The organism is Luteibacter sp. KNZ12-1A (genome assembly GCF_056755675.1).
In genome coordinates, this window is record NZ_JBPGXU010000005.1 from 1 (window position 1) to 17,862 (window position 17,862).

15 protein-coding genes are annotated in these 17,862 nt (G+C 66.6%); 8 read left to right on the plus strand and 7 right to left on the minus strand.

Annotated features, from left to right (window positions below):
- Window positions 1-274: 274 nt before the first annotated feature.
- A complete protein-coding gene (locus ACR9ZJ_RS02195) occupies window positions 275-1,228 on the minus strand; it encodes a hypothetical protein (RefSeq protein ID WP_481286745.1) in 954 nt (317 codons plus the stop codon).
- Between the two features lie 260 nt (window positions 1,229-1,488).
- Between ACR9ZJ_RS02195 and ACR9ZJ_RS02200 the strand changes: the two genes are divergently transcribed.
- On the plus strand, window positions 1,489-4,383 hold the full coding sequence (locus ACR9ZJ_RS02200) for a bifunctional diguanylate cyclase/phosphodiesterase (RefSeq protein ID WP_481281326.1): 2,895 nt from the start codon (window positions 1,489-1,491) through the stop codon (window positions 4,381-4,383).
- A 5-nt stretch (window positions 4,384-4,388) separates the two neighbouring features.
- Here ACR9ZJ_RS02200 and hslO read toward each other — a convergent pair whose 3' ends face one another.
- Window positions 4,389-5,309, minus strand: coding sequence for an Hsp33 family molecular chaperone HslO (gene hslO, locus ACR9ZJ_RS02205; RefSeq protein ID WP_481281327.1), 921 nt, complete (start codon window positions 5,307-5,309; stop codon window positions 4,389-4,391).
- A gap of 106 nt (window positions 5,310-5,415) precedes the next feature.
- Between hslO and mtgA the strand changes: the two genes are divergently transcribed.
- The 3 genes from mtgA to ACR9ZJ_RS02220 all read left to right on the plus strand — a co-directional run bounded on the left by mtgA (window position 5,416) and on the right by ACR9ZJ_RS02220 (window position 7,616).
- Window positions 5,416-6,156, plus strand: a complete 741-nt coding sequence (gene mtgA, locus ACR9ZJ_RS02210) for a monofunctional biosynthetic peptidoglycan transglycosylase (RefSeq protein ID WP_481281328.1) — start codon at window positions 5,416-5,418, stop codon at window positions 6,154-6,156.
- Window positions 6,157-6,164: 8 nt separating this feature from the next.
- On the plus strand, window positions 6,165-7,109 hold the full coding sequence (locus ACR9ZJ_RS02215; RefSeq protein ID WP_481286746.1) for a glycosyltransferase family 2 protein: 945 nt from the start codon (window positions 6,165-6,167) through the stop codon (window positions 7,107-7,109).
- Between the two features lie 78 nt (window positions 7,110-7,187).
- Complete coding sequence (locus ACR9ZJ_RS02220; RefSeq protein ID WP_481286747.1) at window positions 7,188-7,616, plus strand: CBS domain-containing protein; 429 nt, start codon at window positions 7,188-7,190, stop codon at window positions 7,614-7,616.
- Here ACR9ZJ_RS02220 and ACR9ZJ_RS02225 read toward each other — a convergent pair.
- On the minus strand, window positions 7,613-8,887 hold the full coding sequence (locus ACR9ZJ_RS02225) for an NTP/NDP exchange transporter (RefSeq protein ID WP_481281331.1): 1,275 nt from the start codon (window positions 8,885-8,887) through the stop codon (window positions 7,613-7,615). The genes ACR9ZJ_RS02220 and ACR9ZJ_RS02225 overlap by 4 nt on opposite strands.
- Window positions 8,888-9,073: 186 nt before the next feature.
- Between ACR9ZJ_RS02225 and ACR9ZJ_RS02230 the strand changes: the two genes are divergently transcribed.
- Entirely contained in the window at window positions 9,074-10,420 is a 1,347-nt protein-coding gene (locus ACR9ZJ_RS02230) for a serine hydrolase domain-containing protein (RefSeq protein WP_481281332.1), read from the plus strand.
- 35 nt (window positions 10,421-10,455) lie between these two features.
- Here the strand turns inward: ACR9ZJ_RS02230 and ACR9ZJ_RS02235 are convergent, their stop codons facing one another.
- The 3 genes from ACR9ZJ_RS02235 to gcvH all read right to left on the minus strand — a co-directional run bounded on the left by ACR9ZJ_RS02235 (window position 10,456) and on the right by gcvH (window position 13,180).
- Window positions 10,456-11,487 carry an energy transducer TonB gene (locus ACR9ZJ_RS02235; protein WP_481281333.1) on the minus strand — a complete coding sequence of 344 codons (1,032 nt, stop codon included), beginning with the start codon at window positions 11,485-11,487 and terminating at the stop codon, window positions 10,456-10,458.
- A 275-nt stretch (window positions 11,488-11,762) separates the two neighbouring features.
- A complete protein-coding gene (metJ, locus tag ACR9ZJ_RS02240; RefSeq protein ID WP_481281334.1) occupies window positions 11,763-12,350 on the minus strand; it encodes a met regulon transcriptional regulator MetJ in 588 nt (195 codons plus the stop codon).
- A gap of 434 nt (window positions 12,351-12,784) precedes the next feature.
- Complete coding sequence (gene gcvH, locus ACR9ZJ_RS02245) at window positions 12,785-13,180, minus strand: glycine cleavage system protein GcvH (protein WP_481281335.1); 396 nt, start codon at window positions 13,178-13,180, stop codon at window positions 12,785-12,787.
- Window positions 13,181-13,493: 313 nt separating this feature from the next.
- Here gcvH and ACR9ZJ_RS02250 point away from each other — a divergent pair, with 313 nt between their 5' ends.
- A complete protein-coding gene (locus ACR9ZJ_RS02250; RefSeq protein ID WP_481286748.1) occupies window positions 13,494-14,648 on the plus strand; it encodes a DUF3103 family protein in 1,155 nt (384 codons plus the stop codon).
- A gap of 58 nt (window positions 14,649-14,706) precedes the next feature.
- Here ACR9ZJ_RS02250 and gcvT read toward each other — a convergent pair whose 3' ends face one another.
- Window positions 14,707-15,813, minus strand: coding sequence for a glycine cleavage system aminomethyltransferase GcvT (gcvT, locus tag ACR9ZJ_RS02255; protein WP_481286749.1), 1,107 nt, complete (start codon window positions 15,811-15,813; stop codon window positions 14,707-14,709).
- Window positions 15,814-15,937: 124 nt separating this feature from the next.
- Between gcvT and ACR9ZJ_RS02260 the strand changes: the two genes are divergently transcribed.
- Both ACR9ZJ_RS02260 and ACR9ZJ_RS02265 read left to right on the plus strand, forming a co-directional pair.
- Window positions 15,938-17,083, plus strand: a complete 1,146-nt coding sequence (locus ACR9ZJ_RS02260; protein ID WP_481286750.1) for an MlaE family ABC transporter permease — start codon at window positions 15,938-15,940, stop codon at window positions 17,081-17,083.
- The gene (locus tag ACR9ZJ_RS02265; protein WP_481286751.1) at window positions 17,080-17,862 is read left to right on the plus strand and encodes an ABC transporter ATP-binding protein; all 783 of its coding nucleotides are present in this window, start codon (window positions 17,080-17,082) and stop codon (window positions 17,860-17,862) included. Before ACR9ZJ_RS02260 ends, ACR9ZJ_RS02265 begins: the two co-directional genes overlap by 4 nt.

Below are 17,862 nucleotides of genomic sequence, written 5' to 3' on the forward strand. Positions count from 1 at the left end.
CGAATCGGAAACCCCCGCCCGACCGTCCGAGCCCGAAGGGGCGCAGCCATCAAACACGGCCGCGCAGCGGCATCCCTCCCCAAGGGACGGCGACTACCGTCGCGCCGAGGGTGGCGCCCGGCAGCTCCCCCGCCACGCCACGCAACGAACGCGAGGGCGAAGCCGAGCCGTACATGCAACCGGGCCCGCTGCCGCGGGATCGCCGACAAGGTCGGCTCCCACCAGGATCGGCTCCACTCGAAGTACCTGCCTTCGGGAACCGGCGGTTCTGGCCTCAGAGATCCTGGTGATACTGCACGTAAGGCGTACGCGACTGGTCCGGCTCGGGACCGGCGGGGCTGCTCGGTGCGTTACCCGACGACCACACGTTCTGCGCGCCAACGGACAACTCACCGCGCCAGGGCAGGCGCCAGGTCACGCCGAGGTCGATCGCGCTCCAGCGGCGGTCCGGGTTGATGCCGTTCACGGCGTTGGCTTCCGGCTGCATCGTGCGGCCGGTGATCGAACCCGACAAGGGACCGCGATCGACGCCGAAACTGAGCGCCTTCTGGTCCACCGTGCCGATGCCGAGAAGGTTGCCCGGCAGCAGGCGAATCCGGCCGATGCTCGCGCCGAGGTCGATGCCACTGCGCGCACCCAGGTCGACACGGCCATGGGCATTCAGTTCGGTGCTGGAGGAAAGTGCGCTGAGCGGCAAGCCCGAAGCGGTGGCGAGGCCAGGCAACACGCGAGGCAAGGCCGCACCCGTGCCGGTCGGGCGGCTGGAACCGACGCCGACGCCCACGCTGTAACCCGTGCCGCGGAAGGTGGCGCCCACTTCGCTGCCGACGATACGCGGAGGCGCACCGGGGGTGCTGCAGCGGTCGCTATGGCCCGCCGAGGCACCGCAGGATTCCACCGAGTTGATCCAACCCTGGCCACTGACGCTGGCATGGGCCTGGACACGCGGCCCCAGGTCGTATTGCAGTCCGCTGGACAGGAAGGGGCCCGAGTCCACCGGACGCAGGGCCAGTGGCTTGGCCTGGTCGGCGCGATCGTCGGACTGGAGGGACAGCGTGCGGCCATCCGGGGCGCGCCACAACGACAGGCTGCCCTGGTCCGCACGAGCGGACGAGGCCGGTTGCTGGCCCAGCAGCTGCGATGCCGTGGCGTCCGAACCCACCGGCGCGACCTGTCCTGCCGCGGCGAGCGGCATGAACAGAAGCATGGTGAGTAAGGATCTGCGCATCGTGGTCTTTATCGGCAGCGGCTGAGATTCCCCGAGGTCCCGCCTCAGCCTGACGGGAACGACTCGAGTCTAAACCATTTTACTTTTTACTAACACCCCGGGGAGGCCCTCTTCAGGATTCGGATTAGCTGCCGTTTATGACGCAAGGGAAGATTCGGGCGCCCAGGCGCAGGCCCCGTGAGATTGGGTTCCCCGCCCCATCGCACGGCCGCGTTAACACATATAGACTGACCCGACCACGACCGGAACCTCGTCAGGCGATGACTTTCGCTCCATCCCACAGCCCGACCTTGCAGGCGCCCGGTCACGGCGAGGTAGAGCCGTTGCAGGATGCCGTGGAGCGATTGCTGCGCGCAGCGGATGCGGAGGGCGTGCGTACGGAATGCGAGGCCTTCGTCCAGTGCTTGCTGCCGGATGCGAAGGTGACGTGGCGACCCGCGGCAAGCGGCGAGGCGGCCGTTCCGGGCGTGCTCGAACTGGCCGTCGACCCACAGAGCGAACGGATCCTCGAGGTCGTGACCAGCGACGCCGACCTGTCCACCGGGGGCGACATGCTCGCCTGGCTGGGCAGGCTCGCTTCTGCGCGCCTGCGCCAGCTCGCCGAAACGGCCAACCTCTACGAGGCGATCTCGCGCCTCGCCCTCGCCGAACGGCTCCAGCGCGCGTTGTACGCGATCGCCGAGCAGGCAGGCGCCGAGCACAACATGAAGGACATGATGAGTGCGCTGCACGGCATCGTGGGCAGCCTCATGTATGCCGAGAACTTCTTCATCGTCCTCTACGACGCACAGAACCGCACGGTGCGTTTCCCGTATTTCGTCGATACGGAAGACCAGGACATTCCCGATCCCGAAGGCGTCCGCACCATCGAGGCCATCGAGAACACGCTCACCTGGAACGTGTTGCAGAGCGGCCGGTCGATGATGGGTGCCAGCAGCGAACTGGAAAAGACCCTGCCCGGTCCGCGCGTCCCCATCGGGCCGCCCAGCGACGACTGGCTGGGCGTGCCGATGAAACGCGGCGAGGACGTCGTCGGCGCCCTGGTCGTGCAGAGCTATCGCGACGACACGCACTACACGGAAAACGATCGCGAGCTGCTCACCTATGTCGCGCAGCATGTGCAGACCGCGCTCGAACGCCGGCAGGCCCACGAGGAACTGGAGCGCCGCGTCACCACGCGAACGGCGGCCCTGCGCGAGGCCAACCGCGTGCTGCGCCAGCAAGTCCTGCAACGCCAGCGCGGTGAACGCCTGCAGGCGGCGCTGTTCCGCATCGCGGAACTGGCCAACACCTCCGACAGCATCGAGAACTTCTACGCCGCCGTGCACAGGGTCATCGGCGGCCTGCTGTATGCGCGCAACTTCTACATCGCATTGCTCTCGGAAGACCAGAACAAGCTGACCTTCCCCTATTCGGTCGACGAACTGGATGGCGTGCGCGAACCGCGCGAGCTGGGCCGTGGCCTGACCGAATTCGTGCTGCGCAACGGCAAGGCCTTGCTCGCCGACCGCGAGGAGATCGACCGGCTCAACCGCGACCACGTGCTCTCCCCCAGCGGCGCGCGTTCGCTGCACTGGCTGGGCGTGCCCCTGATCTGGAACGAGAAGTCGATGGGCGTGCTGGCCGTGCAGAGCTATACGCCCGAGCACACCTATAGCGCGCGCGACCAGGAACTGCTGACCTTCGTCAGCTACCACATCGCCAACGCCTTGCAGCGCAAGTACACCACCGAATCGCTGAAGCAGGCCTACGCCAGCCTGGAGCGGCGGGTGACCGAGCGCACGCGTGCGCTGGCCCTGGCCAACCGCGACCTGCGCGAGCAGATCGCCGAGCGCGAGCGCGTCGAGCGCCGCCTCAAATACGAGACCCTGCACGACTCGCTCACCGGGCTGCCCAACCGCACGTTGTTGTTGCAGCGGCTCGAGCAGGCGCTGAACCACTACCGCGAGAATCCCGTCGACCTGTTCGCGGTGCTCTTCATCGACCTCGACCGCTTCAAGGTCATCAACGATTCGGTCGGCCACCTCGTCGGCGACGATCTCCTCTTCCAGGTGGGCGGGCGTATCCGCGCCTGCCTGAAGACCCGCGATGTCGTAGCCCGCCTCGGTGGCGACGAATTCGCCGTGCTGGTCGAAGGCATCGTCGACCCGCAGTCGGCGACGCATATCGCCGAACGCATCATCGCCCAGTTGCAGACCCCGTTCCGGCTCGGCGCGAAAGAGATCTTCACGTCGGCATCGATCGGCATCGCCCTGCCCACGCCCGAGTACACCCGTCCGGAAGAGTTGCTCCGTGACGCCGATTCGGCCATGTACAGGGCGAAGGACGAGGGCCGGCACCGCGCCGCGGTGTTCGACGACCGTCTGCGCCGCGAAGCGCTTTCGTTGCTGGAACTGGAGGGCGACTTGCGCCGGGCGCTCACCCGCAACGAGTTCGTGCCGTTCTACCAGCCGATCGTCGATCTGGAAGACCACCGCGTGGTCGGCTACGAAGCGTTGCTGCGCTGGCGCCATCCCGAGCGCGGCTTGCTGTCGCCGGGTGAATTCCTCTCCGTGGCCGAGGACACCGGCTGCTCCGAGGCGATCGACTGGCAGATTTTCGAGCAGGTGGCACGCCAGGCCCGGGCGCTGGTGGGCGACGAAGGCTTTATCAGCATCAACGTGTCGGGCAGCCATTTCCGTTCGCCGGACCTGGACCAGCGCCTGCTCGACCTGCTTATCGAACACAAGGTGCCGGCCCGCTCCATCCGCGTGGAAGTGACCGAGCGCGCGCTGCTGGAGAACCCGGCCCAGGTGAAGCGCATCCTCGAGAACCTGCGCGACCACGGCGTGGGCATCGCGCTGGACGACTTCGGTACCGGCTATTCGTCACTCAGCTACCTGCACCAGTATCCGATCGAGACGCTGAAGATCGATCGCTCCTTCGTCATCGAACTGCCCGCCGAAGACAGCGAGGCGCACAGCACGGCGGTGGTCAGGGCGATCCAGGCCCTGGCCAATTCGCTGCGCATGCAGGTGATCGCGGAAGGCATCGAGACGGAATCCCAGATGCGTGCCCTGCGCCGGATCGGATGCCGTTTCGGCCAGGGCTTCCTCTTCGCCCAGCCCGCCCCTGCCAGCAAGTGGCTGGGCTCGCCGCTATCGCTGGACGCCTGACCCCGCTACTGCAGGGTCGAGGGCGAGGGCGGCGTTTCCACCTGGGTGAGCAGGCGCTCCGCATCCACGCGGTCGAACGTGTAACGGGTGGCGCAGAACTCGCAGATCACCTCGATCTCGCCGTCGCGGTCGTCCAGCGTGGCTTCGACCTCCTCGCGCCCGAGCGCGCGCAGCATGCCCTCCACGCGCTCTTGCGAGCAGGTGCAGCCGAAGGCCAGCGGCTTGGGCTCGTAGAGGCGCACCGATTCCTCGTGGTAGAGGCGGTACAGCAATTCCTCCGGCCGCGTGGCGAGCATTTCACTGGCACTGAGGGTGGCCGTGAGATGGCCCACGCGCGACCAGGCCTCGTCGTCGTCCTCGGCGGCGCTGTGGCCACCCTCTCCCGGCACGGGCTGTAGCATCAGGCCGACCGCATGCTCGCCATTCGCGGCGAGCAGGATGCGTGCGGGGAGCTGCTCCGAGCGTTCGAAGTAGTTTTCCAGTGCCTGGCTGATCGACTCCGTGTCGTCCAGCTCCACGACGCCCTGGTAACGGCCCCGCTCGGCATGGCCGATGGTGATCGCGAGCATCGCCTCGGGCAGGCCCGCCAGCGCGAGTCGCGCGGGCAAGGCCTTGGTGTCGTACCGCGCGAGGCCGCGCAGGCGACCCCTGTCGCTGCATTCGGCGAAGAGCAGGTGCAGCGGCCCCTGGCTCTTGAATTCCAGGGAGAGGGATCCCTCGAACTTGATGTTGCCCGTGAGCAGCGCGCTGGCGGCCACGGCCTGCCCCAACGTGTCGCGCAAGGCGGCCGGGTAATCGGCACGCGAGGCGATCTCGTGCCAGCTGGCGCCGAGGCGTACCAGCACACCGCGCACGCCCGCCTTCTCGAGCATGAAGCGGTGCAATACGTCTTCGGACGCAAGGGTTTCAACGATCGAATCGGTCACGGCGGTCTCCTGGTGATCCGACGGAAGATGGGGACTCGCCGGAGCGCCGGCAAGCCCGCGAAGGTCCAGGCCCTTATACTGCGCCATCCTTCGTCACCGCGCCGCCATGAGTCCGACGCCCCGTTCACCGTTCCGCCGGATCGCCCGCCTCGTGGGCCTGTCGCTCGTCTCGTGGCTGGCGTTGTCGTGCCTGGTGGTGCTGGTCCTGCGCTTCGTGCCGCCATGGACGAGCGCGATGATCATGGAGCGCCGCGTGGAGGCGCTGGTCGGTGGAGAGAAGGATTTCGCCTACCGCCATCGCTGGGTCCCGTGGGAACGCATCTCTCCGCAGGTCGGCATCGCGATGGTCGCGGGCGAAGACCAGAAGTTCCCGTTCCATCATGGCTTCGACGTGGACGCGATCCAGGACGCGATCGATGCCGCCGATGAAGGCAAGCGCCTGCGTGGCGCCAGCACCATCAGCCAGCAGGTGGCCAAGAACCTGTTCCTCTGGAATGGACGCAGCTTCGTGCGCAAGGGCATGGAGGCCTATTTCACCGTACTGATCGAAGCCCTGTGGCCGAAGCGGCGCATCCTCGAGGTCTACATGAACATCGTCGAGCTGGGTAATGGCGTCTACGGCGTCGGCGCCGCGAGCGACGTGTTCTTCCACACCACGCCCGACCGCCTCGGCGTCGTCCAGGCCGCGCGACTCGCCGCCGTCTTGCCGAATCCGCGCCGATTCCGCGTCGACGCACCCAGTGCGTACGTGCAGCGGCGCACGGCATGGATCGCCCAGCAGATGGGCCAGCTCGGCGGCCCCGCCTACCTCACCCGCCCGGCGCCCGTCGCCGGTCGTGTCCGCTGAGACCGCCCATGTCCTTTTCCCTCGCCATCGTCGTCCCCGCCTATAACGAAGCGCTGGTCATCGATAGTTTCCATGCCCGGCTCGGCGCCGTCCTCGGCACCATCGACGCGAACGCGCACGTCATCTACGTCGACGACGGCAGCCACGACGAGACATGGGCGCGCCTGTGTGTGCTGGCCGAGCAGGACCCGCGCGTGGAGGCGATAAGGCTGTCGCGCAACTTCGGCAAGGAAGCCGCCCTGACGGCCGGCCTCGACCACGTGGATGCCGACGCCGTGGTCGTCATCGACGCGGACCTGCAGGACCCGCCCGAGGTCATCCCCGCGCTCATCGCGCGCTGGCGCGAAGGCAACGACGTGGTCTACGCGACCCGCGGCGAACGCGATGGCGAAACGCGCACGAAGAAATTCACCTCGGCCGCCTTCTATCGCGTCATGGAACGCGTATCCGACACCCCGCTGCCCCGGGACACCGGCGACTTCCGCCTTTTGTCGCGGCGCGCGGTGGAAGCGCTGCGCGAACTCCGCGAGCGCCAGCGGTTCATGAAGGGCCTGTTCGCCTGGATCGGCTACCGGCAGGCCGCCGTCACCTACCACCGCGACGCCCGCTACGCCGGCAGCACGAAGTGGAACTACTGGCGGCTGACCAACCTCGCCGTCGAAGGCATCACCTCGTTCTCGACCGCGCCCTTGCGTATCGCCACGTGGCTCGGCGTCTCCGCCGCCACGCTCGCCTTCCTCTACGGCCTCTGGGTGTTGCTGAAGGTCCTGATCTGGGGCGATCCCGTCCGCGGCTACCCCACGCTCATGGTGGTGATCCTGTTCCTCGGCGGTGCGCAGTTGCTCGCGCTGGGCGTCATCGGCGAATACGTGGGCCGTACCTACTCCGAGTCCAAACGCCGCCCGCTCTACTACGTGGAATCGCGCCGGGGCGGCCGTCCGCCCTTCACCTGATCGTTACCCTGGCCGGTCCGTCGCGGCGGTAGACTGGAGCCCGAGCGGCACGCGCCGCGTCCATCCGGGGAGTCGAGCATGCAGCAGGTCAAGCATCTCCTGGCAGCGAAGGGCACGGCGGTTTTCGCCGTCGCACCCGAGGCGCCCGTCTATGAAGCGATCCAGCAGATGGCCGAGAAGAACGTCGGCGCGCTGGCGGTCATCCGGGGCAGCGAACTGGTCGGCATCGTTTCCGAGCGCGACTACGCGCGCAAGGTGATCCTCAAGGATCGCTCCTCGCGCGACACGCCCGTGGCCGACATCATGACGGCCAGCGTGGTGACGGTCGCGCCGGACGCTTCCGTCGACGAGTGCATGCGCCTGTGCACCGATGGCCGCCTGCGCCACTTGCCCGTGCTGGAAGGTGGCCGCGTGCTGGGCATGATCTCCATCGGCGACCTGGTGAAGGCCACCATCTCGGAGCAGAAGGAAACGATCAACCAGCTCGAGAGCTACATCGTCGGCTAGGTGTCCTTCGACTCGGGTTCGAGGTCCGGCGAGGTGGCGGCGCGCCGGGCCACCTCGGTCGCGATAGCGGCCAGCCCCGAACCGATCAGTCCTATGCCCGCGATGCCCACGCCCACGGCATGCAGGCCAGTGAGCCCGCTGGTGACCAGAAGGTCGCCGAAACGCCATACCGCCGTCTCGATGAAGTTCTTGCCCTTGTAGCGCGCCTCGCGGGGCATACGCGTGTACAAGGCGTCCGAAGCGGGCTTGGTCATGCCGTAGGTCGTCCCGCGCGTCACCACCTGCACGATGACGATCAGCGGCACGGCGATGCCGAAGAGCATCGTGTCCGGCCCGTGCAGGGTCAGCAGCAGGAGCAACCCGAAGTTCACCACGGAAGGCAGCACCAGCGCCCAGAGCGGACCGAAGCCGCGCATCAGCAGTGGCGTCAGGGTGAGTTGCAGCAGGGCACCGAAGCCATTGATCCACAGGTCGAGGTCGGCGTAGAACGCGGTACGTGCCGCGTTGTCCGTGAAGTGGGCCTTCGTGTAGTCGGCCATCAACGCGTACGCCATCGTGGCGATGCCGTCGCTCAGCAGCATCAGCAGGGTCATGTAGCGCAGGAACGGCTGCGAGAACGCCGCCTTGGCACCCTGCAGGATCGAGCCGCCCACGGGTGCGCCCCCACTGCGGTCGTTACCTTCCCTGTCCGTGGGCAGCGCCAGGAGCGCCCCCAGGGCCAACAACAAGATCACCGCGGACACCACGAGCATCGACGGTACGCCCAGGCGAACCACCAGCGATCGCGTGAGCAACGGTCCCACCAGCGCGCCGATCATCCCGCCGAAGGCGATGAAGGGGAAGACCAGGCGCGCCTCCACGCTCCGGTACACGTCCGCCATCACGCTCCAGAAGAGCGAGACCACGAACAGGTTGAAGACGCTCACCCAGACGAAGAACACCCGGCCGAGCACCACCGCGCCGATCCGGTCCTGGGCGGCGAAGGCAGGAACGAAGGCGACCAGGCAGACGACGAAGGAAAGGTAGCTGCCCAGCAGCACCTGCCTCCGGGGAAACCGGGCGACGAGCCAGCCGAACACCGGAGTCAGGGCCAGCATGACCACGAACACGATCGCGTAGAACATCGGCAGCGACGACGAACCCGCGGCGCCGACGAGCTGGTCGCGCACGGGTCGCAGGACGTAATAGGAAGTCAGCACCAGGAAGAAGGCGATGACCGAGAGCGCCAGGGTGGTTCCCTTGCTCCGGGCGGCATGCGGTGCTGCGTTCACGATGGCCGGCGTGTCCGGTGGAGTCGGTGAAGCCTAGCATGGCGAGACGTTCCGTTCAGCGTCGTCAAGGCACCATCCGTTGTCGCGGACGAGGAAGTAAAAGACAATGCCGGGAACGACGTCCGGACCCCTCCCGGCGTCCCCACTCCGCGGCGTGCCCCCACGCCTCGACCCCGCGAGAAAAGCATGTCGTTCCGTTCCGCTTCCCTGCTCGCCTGCGCTTTCGCCTGCGCCGTTGCCGCTCCCTTCGCGCTCGCCGCGCCGCCGCCGAAGCCGCCCGTCGTCCATGTGGACCCCGAAGCCTCCCGGCTGCCAGCGGAACGGGTCAAGGCGACCGTCGAAAGCTACAAACAGTGGCTGGATGCCGCCGAGGCTCGTGATGCCGCCCCCGCCATCGTCACCGCCGTGATCGTCGACGACAAGGTCGTGTACGAACGCGCCATCGGCTACGCGAACGCGAAGACCAAGGAACCCGCCACGCCGGAAACGGTGTTCCGCCTCGCCTCCCTGTCGAAGGCCTTCGCCACCGGCGTCACCGCCGTGCTGGTCCGCGCCGGGTTCCTGAGCTGGGACACCAAGCTCATCGACACCATCCCCTACTTCAAGCTCAAGGACATGCAGGCGGCCCAACAGGCCACCGTGAGGGACATCCTCGGCCAACGTCTGGGCCTGCCGCGCAACACCTACGACGCCATGCTCGAATCCGACGCGCCGTACGAGGAACTCGTGCGCAAGCTCGACGAGGTCGACCTCTCCTGCAAGGTCGGCGAATGCTACGGGTACCAGAACGTCGCCTTCAGCATGATCGGCGACGTCGTCTACGCGGTCACGGGAGATTATTTCTTCCGCCAGGTGGAGCGCCGCATCTTCGCGCCGCTGGGCATGACCACCGCCAGCTACGGCCGCGACGCGCTCGAGGCAAGCAAGAGCTGGGCCCGCCCCCATCGCGGCGGACCGCACAACTGGATTCCCTACGAGCCCAACGACAGCTACTACCGCGTCGCCCCGGCGGCGGGCGTGAATGCGAGCCTGCGCGACATGGAGCAATGGCTGATGGCGCAGATGGGCGGGCGTCCCGACGTGCTGCCCACGCCCCTGCTCGACGTGCTGCACGCACCGGAAGTGGCGACGCCTTCCGAGGAGCGCTCGCTGCCCTGGCGCCGGGCACGCGTGACCGACGCGCACTACGCGCTCGGCTGGCGCGTGTTCAAGTACGCCAACGAAGACCTCATCTACCACGCGGGTGCCGTGTCCGGTTACCGCACCATGATCGGCTTCTTCCCCAAGTACCATGCGGGCGTGGTGACGATGTGGAACGCCGCGGGACCGATCCCGGCCGGCCTCATGCCGATGGTGTTCGACAGCCTGCTCGGCCTGCCGCACGTGGACTGGGCCGGCGTGGAAGGTTCCGCGCGTACCGCACCGGTGGCGAAAGCCGCGAAGGCGCCGGCGAAATCACGCGCGAAGGCCGCCGCCAAGACACCTGCGAAGAAGAGCGCGGCCAAGCCGGCCAGGAAGAAGAAACCCGATTGATCCAGCCGCGGCACCGGCCGCGGCTGGTTTTGTCGTCACCGGCCGAGGTTGAACTGCAACCGCCGCCGTAGCGTCACGGTCATCGGTTCGCCGTTGCGCGTGGCCGGCTTGTACTCCCAACGGCTGACGGCGTCGATCGCCGAGCGGTCGAAGACGTGCTTGGGTTGCGCGTCGACCACGGCGACGTTGGTCACCGTGCCATCCGTACCCACCGTCAGCTCGACGTCCACCCAGCCTTCCTGGTTCGCACGCATGGCGGCGGTCGGATAGCGCGGGCTGACCTGGCGGATGAGGACGGCGTCGCTGATGGCGTCGGCGTCCGCGGCGGGTGCACGTGGCGCCGCGGCGGCCGGACGCGTGGGAGTCGTGGGGCTCGCCGCCTGAGATTGCTGGGCCACGCGTGCCGCCTGCTCGCGAGCCGCCTGCTGGCGCTGGGCTTCGGCGGCCGCCGCCTGCTCCGCCTGGAGCCTCGCGGCCGCGGCGGCATTCTGCTGGGCAAGCTGGGCTTTCTGCGCATCCACCGCCTGCTGCTGCTCCCGGTCCAGCGTCTTGCGCTGGGCGTCGAGCTTGGAGCGGAGGATCGTCAACGTGTAGTTCTCGGGGTCGGCCTTGGCCAGGAGATCGATTTCCCGCTGCGCCTCGTTGAAGTCACGCTGGTTGATCGTCTGCTCCGTGGCGGCGGCACCGTAGGAGAACGTCTCCCGCAGCGCATCCGCGGCCACCGGATTTCCCGGCTGCTTCTGCAGCACCTTCATGTAGAACTCGAAGGCATTGTTGCCCGCCGGGGCGACGAGCCGCTGCTCGTTCATCGCGGTGCGCGCCTCGGCCAGCAGCTGGTCGACGCTGAGCGCGTCCACGTTCGCCGGAGGCGTCTCGCGGGTAGCCGCCGCCTTTTGCGAGGCGGTGGGTACCGGCGATACGCCCGCGGCCGCATCGCGGTAAGGCTTGATGATCAGGAACCAGGCCGCGACCGCGAGCGCCAGCACGATGGCGATGACGGCGAGGGTGACGGGATTGACGGCGCCGCGGGCTCGCGAGCGCGCGGAAAAGCGATGACGGTTATCCATGGCGTTACAGAACGGACTCCGCAAGGCGCGCGCCCCCTGATGGCTTGACGCGGAGAACCCCCCGTCCTCCGCAGCGCGATGTGGCGACAAGGTAACCGTAATGGGCGCGTGAATCCAGTTGGGCGGCCTAGGAGCTTTTCCCGGGCCGGCAAAACCCCTGCTCCAGAAACGAACGACCCCGGCCAGGCCGGGGTCAAGTTTTCGAAGTGACTCCCCGCGCTGGGCACCGCGGGGAGCTAATTCGCAAAACGTACTTTCTTATTGGAAGGTGACGCTTACTTGGCCTTGGCGGCCTTGGTCGCGCGGACCACCTTGGCGGCGGCAACCTTCTTCGAAGCAGCCTTGCGCGGTGCAGCCTTGCGCGCGGCCTTCTTGGCGGGGGCCTTGCGAACGGCCTTCTTCACCGCCTTCTTGGCGGCGACCTTCCTGGCGGGCGCCTTGCGGGCGACCTTCTTAGCAGCAGCCTTCTTCGCCGGCGACTTGCGGGTCGCGGCCTTCTTGGTCGCGACCTTACGGGTCGAGGCCTTCTTTGCCGGCGACTTGCGCGCGGCGGTCTTCTTCACGGTGGACTTCTTCGACGCCTTCTTGGCGGCGGACTTCTTGGCAGTGGCTTTCTTGGCAGTGGCCATAGTTCTTCTCAGCTCCTCATCAGTTGGCAGTGGTTGCCCAGTAAAAGCGTGGAGGAACGCTTCGACCAGCAGGTCGCTGTTCGTAGCGTGCCTCAAATTGTTCACCTGGCGGCGAGTACGTTCATCGGAAAGCAGGCGGAGGATGTGCAGCGGAATCGATACTGTGATCTTTCTTACCGAGCCCGCTTTCGAACCATGCTCCACGTACGGCCTGATGAATTTTCCTGTTTCCATTTCCGGTTCCCCGTCAATTGACGCAAAAGCTATTCCTGAACATTTCCGCTGTCAATAAATTTTGGCTCTAAATTGAAGACCTTGCGGACGCATAGCCGGGCCTTCCCCGCCATCGCCGAGGTGCGATCGCACCCGTCGCGACGAGCACCGCGGATATTTGGACATCTAAAACAAAACATACCGCGCAAACATATCGGTTCAGCAAACGCCTTAAATAAAGGCATTTTTCGTTCGCCACGAGAAACGACGACGACAAGCGGGGACACGAGATGACGCTCGTGAGAGATCGCCTGGATGGTGTCGTCGGACCCCTTCCCGGGGGATGAACGGAGTTCAACTGGGGGGCAAAAAATATTTTTGCCGGACCCGCCCAAACGGACAAAAAAATGCCGGTCGAGGTCGACCGGCACCATGTTCGGGGTTCGAGGAGGGGATCAGTGATCTTCGTTCTCGATCTCTTCGGCGTACTCATCCGGACCGAGCAGGTCGTCGAGTTCGCCCTTGTCGGAGATCTCCAACTTGAAGATCCAGCCTTTGCCGTACGCGTCCTCGTTGATCGTCTCCGGCTTGTCGCTGAGGACATCGTTCACGGCGGTGACCTTGCCGGAAACGGGAGCATAGATGTCGGAGGCGGCTTTCACGGATTCGACGACAGCGACGCCGTTGCCGGCCGTCACTTCCGTGCCCACTTCCGGCAGTTCGACGTAGACGAGATCGCCCAGCGCCTCTTGCGCGTGTTCGGAGATGCCGACGGTGACGGTGCCGTCGTCCTCGACCCGGACCCATTCGTGGGACTTCCGGAATTTCAGATCGCCAGGGATTTCGCTCATGGGGTATGCCTCGTTGTCTCGGGACGGTCGCTGATGTGACGGCCGATTGTACCGTTCTATGCGTTTCAGGAAAGCGTTCGGGCTGGCCGCGGGGAAAAAAGAAGCGCCCTGTGGTTCGAGCCGGGGCGGCGCACAAGTCTTTCGCCGACACGAACCTCACGCTTCCACCGACAGAAGACCGTCGGCGCGGGCGACTACCTTATCCATGCGGCTCGACCTCGACGACGCCGCATCGGCCTCACCTTCCCCTGCAATGAGGTGACAGCCCACATCCCCCGCGGTGCGAGCCGCGAACCCATATCAAGGACTACCCATGAAACGGATCCTCAATCTCACCCTCGTCGGCGCGGCCCTCGCCCTCGCCCTTTCTTCGCCGCTCATGGCCGCGGAGGTCACCTCGGTCAACCAGGCACGGGAAGAAACGGCGAAGGCCATCGCCGCGCTGGTCAACGATCCCTCCTTCGACGCCACGCTTCGGGAACAATTGAGCAAGGGTAAGGCGCCGCTGGCCGACGTGCTACGCAACTACGCCGGGCACGGAACGCAGGCCAGGGAAAACGTGACGACCGACCTGCGCGACCTGGAGCGCCAGGCCATTCGCCTGCGCGGTCTCGATGGCGCACTGGACGCCCTCTTCGATATTCGCGTACATGGCGTGGACAAGGGCCAGCCGATCACGAGCATCCGCGGCTTCTGGACCGCGACCGTCAGCAAGGACCTGGCCACCGGCCAGAAGCAGCTCGTGGCCTACGACCCCTCCGGGCGTGAGCAGCGGTTCTCGCTCGATGCGGCCCCGGACGTACCGATGTTGATCGTGGAGTCGGACAGTTCGGCGGCGCTCCAGGCCGGCATGACCGTCATGAACGAGGTCCTCCGCAACAGCGGCATGCAGGCCCCCACCACCGCCGGCAGTTCGCGCGCGGTCAACGCATCGGAAGAACTGACGATCCTGCGGGAGATCCGGCTGGAAAACGACCACGAGCCCAACATCCAGGGCGACGCGGAGATCTTCGCCATCGTCTCCGGCGTGGCACCGGACGGGACACCGCGACTCGTCACCAAGGACATGCCATGGCTGGACCACGACAAGCGTTGGTACAAGCCCGGCATGGACCTCATCAACTGGACGGACTACGGGACCAACTACGTCAACGTGCAGTTCTTCGAGGAAGACGGGAACACGAACTTCAAGGCGCTCGCCGTGGCCGTTACCAAGGCGGTCGGGGACCTGGCGCTCGTCGTGTCCCCGGGCGCACCGCCCGCGCTGATCGTCGCCGGCGTATCGAAGGTAGGTGCCGAGATCATCAACGCCATGGACGAAAAGTGGTTCCAGAACGATGCCGACTACGTGGATTCCTTCTACGTGATCGAGCGCGGTGGCAAGTACGGCAGTGATGTGGCGCCGCTGGTCGGCGCGCGGGGCGAGGCGAAGATGGTGCTCGCACCATATGTCGTGAAGTCCCGGTGAGGTCGGTGGAGGGGTGGCCCGACGGCCACTCCTCCACTCCGGTGCCTACAGAGAGGAATCAGTCGACGATGCCCGGCATCGGCTGGCCGTCGCGGACGAACGGGAACTTCACCACGCGCACCGGCACTTCACGGCCACGGATATCCACGCGAACCTGTCCCAGTTCACCGGCGGGCACACGGGCGAACGCCACGGACTTGCCCAGGGTGGGCGCGAAACCGCCCGAAAGGATTTCACCCTCGCCGGCGGAGGTCAGCACCTTCTGACCGTGGCGCAATACGCCCTTGTCGTCCATCACCAGCCCGACCATGACCCGCGGCACGCCCGCCGTCTTTTGCTTCTCGAGCGCGGCACGGCCGATGAAGTCGCGGCCTTCGTCCAGCGAGATGGTCCAGGCCAGCGAAGCCTCCCATGGCGTCACCGTCTCGTCCATGTCCTGGCCGTAGAGGTTCATGCCCGCTTCGAGGCGAAGCGTATCGCGCGCACCCAGGCCGGCCGGGGCGACGCCCGCCTCGCGCAGAAGGTTCCACAGCTCCACCACGCGCGTGTTGGGTACCACCACTTCGAATCCGTCCTCGCCGGTGTAGCCGGTACGGGCGAGGAACAGGGGCATGCCGTTGGGGCCTTCGATCTCGATGGCCGCGAACTTGCCGAGCTTGGTGGCCTTCTCGCGAACCTCTTCGGGAAGCAGGCCGATCATCTTCACGCGGGCATTCGGCCCCTGCACGGCGATCATGCCGAATTCGGGACGCTCGCGGACAGTGACGCCGAAGCTGGCCGCCTGCTTCTCGATCCAGGCCAGATCCTTGGCACGGGTCGCCGCGTTGACGACCAGGCGGAAGAAATCCTCGCGCAGGAAATAAACGATGAGGTCGTCGATGACGCCGCCGTTCTCGTCGAGCATGCAGGTGTAGAGCGCCTTGCCGGACTTGGCCAGCTTGTCGACGTTGTTGGCCACGAGCCTGCGAAGGAACTCGCGGGTGCGATCGCCGGTGAGGTCGACCACCGTCATGTGCGATACGTCGAACATGCCGGCGTCCTTGCGGACCGCGTGATGCTCCTCGATCTGCGAGCCATAGGCGATGGGCATGTCCCAGCCGCCGAAGTCGACCATGCGGGCACCGAGCTCGCGGTGGGTGGCGTTGAGTGCGGTCTTGTCGGTCATCGTCGTACCTTGCAGGGGAATGGCGGCGGGTGCAGCCTGGCATTATCGGGCCCCGGGCGGTTCCAGTCCAAGCGCGGCCGCAGCATCGGCGATTTCGTGCGGTAGTCCTGCTAGCCTTTGGCGCATGGCGACAGTACCCCCCCTCCCCGGCTCGGCCACGCTCACCCGCGACACGGGCGGGACGCGGTTGACCATCGCCGGCGACTGGACACTGGCCCATTATTCCAATCTCCAGCACCGCGCGAACGAGCTGTCCGGGTCGATCGACACCGGCGTCGCCGTCGACATCCACCAGCTGGGCGCCATGGACACCTCGGGCGCCTTCGTCATCGCCGAGTTGCTGGGCAGCTCGCGCACCCAGGCCCTGGCCCAGGACGAAGCCCTTCCGCCAGCGCGCCGCGCGCTGCTGAAGACCGTGGGCGATGCCATCGATACCTACTGCACGGGCGTGAAACGGCCTCGCGATGCCGGCTTCGTCGCCGCGCTGGAGCGCATCGGCAAGGCCATGCAGGGGTTCTGGAAGCAGACCGCCAAGCTGCTGGCCTTCATAGGCATCACCTTGCAGGGCTTCCTCGCCACGGCATGGCGGCCGCGCCGCTGGCGGGTCACCTCGCTGGTGTCGCACATCGAACAGACGGGCCTCGATGCGGTGCCTATCCTCGCCCTGCTCTCCTTCATGGTCGGCTGCGTGGTCGCCTTCCTCGGCTCGACCGCGCTGGCGAGTTATGGCGCCAGCCTGTTCACGGTGGACCTGATCGGCTTCGCCTTCCTGCGCGAGTTCGGCGTACTGCTCACCGCCATCCTGCTGGCGGGCCGGACCGCCAGTGCGTTCACGGCGCAGATCGGCTCGATGAAGGCCCGGGAAGAAATCGACGCCATCCGCACCCTCGGTCTCGACCCGGTGGAGCTGCTGGTGCTGCCGCGTGTACTCGCCCTGCTCGTGGCCCTGCCGCTGCTGACCTTCCTGGCGATGATCGCGGGGATCGTCGGCGGCGGGGTGGTCTGCATGGCGGTGCTGAAGATGTCGCCATCGATGTTCCTGTCGATGTTCCAGGCGGACATCTCGCTGACCCAGTTCCTGGTCGGCATCGCCAAGGCGCCCGTCTTCGCCTTCATGATCGCCGTGATCGGTTGCATGGAAGGCTTCAAGGTCTCCGGCAGCGCGCAGTCCGTCGGAGAGCACACCACCTCGGCCGTGGTGCAATCGATCTTCGTGGTGATCCTGCTCGATGCGCTCGCCGCCCTCTTCTATATGGAGATGGGCTGGTGACGCGCGAGACCGTCATCGAGGTCCGCGGGCTGGTCAACCGCTTCGGGTCGCAGACCGTGCACGAGAACCTCGACCTTGACGTCTATCGAGGCGAGATCATCGGCATCGTCGGGGGCTCGGGCACCGGCAAGTCCGTGCTGCTGCGCACGATCATCGGGCTGGTGAGGCCGGTGGCCGGCGAGGTGCGCGTGTTCGGCGAGAACCTGCTCGCCCTGTCGGACGAACGGCGGTCCCGGGTGGAGCGACGCTTCGGCGTGCTGTTCCAGAGCGGCGCGCTGTTCTCCTCCCTTACGGTGGCGGAGAACGTGGCCTTGCCCCTGGTCGAGCATGCGGGCCTGCCCCGCGTGGATGCGCAACGGCTGGCCGGGGTGAAGCTCGCCCTGGCCGGCCTGCCCGTGGATGCGGGGAGAAAATATCCCTCGCAGCTTTCCGGCGGCATGATCAAGCGGGCGGCCCTGGCACGCGCACTGGCCCTCGATCCGGAGATCCTGTTCCTCGACGAGCCCACCGCCGGGCTCGATCCGATCAGCGCCGCCGCGTTCGACAGCCTCATCGTGACCCTGCGCAACGCGCTGGGTCTCACGGTGTTCCTGGTGACCCACGACCTCGATACCTTGTATTCCACCTGCGACCGCGTCGCCGTGCTTTCGCAACGGCGCGTGCTGGCCGCCGCGCCGATCGACGACGTGGCCCGCACCGACGACGCCTGGGTCCAGGCTTATTTCAATGGACCGCGCGGCCGCGCGGCCACCCGCGCCGCTCATCCCGGCAAGGACTGA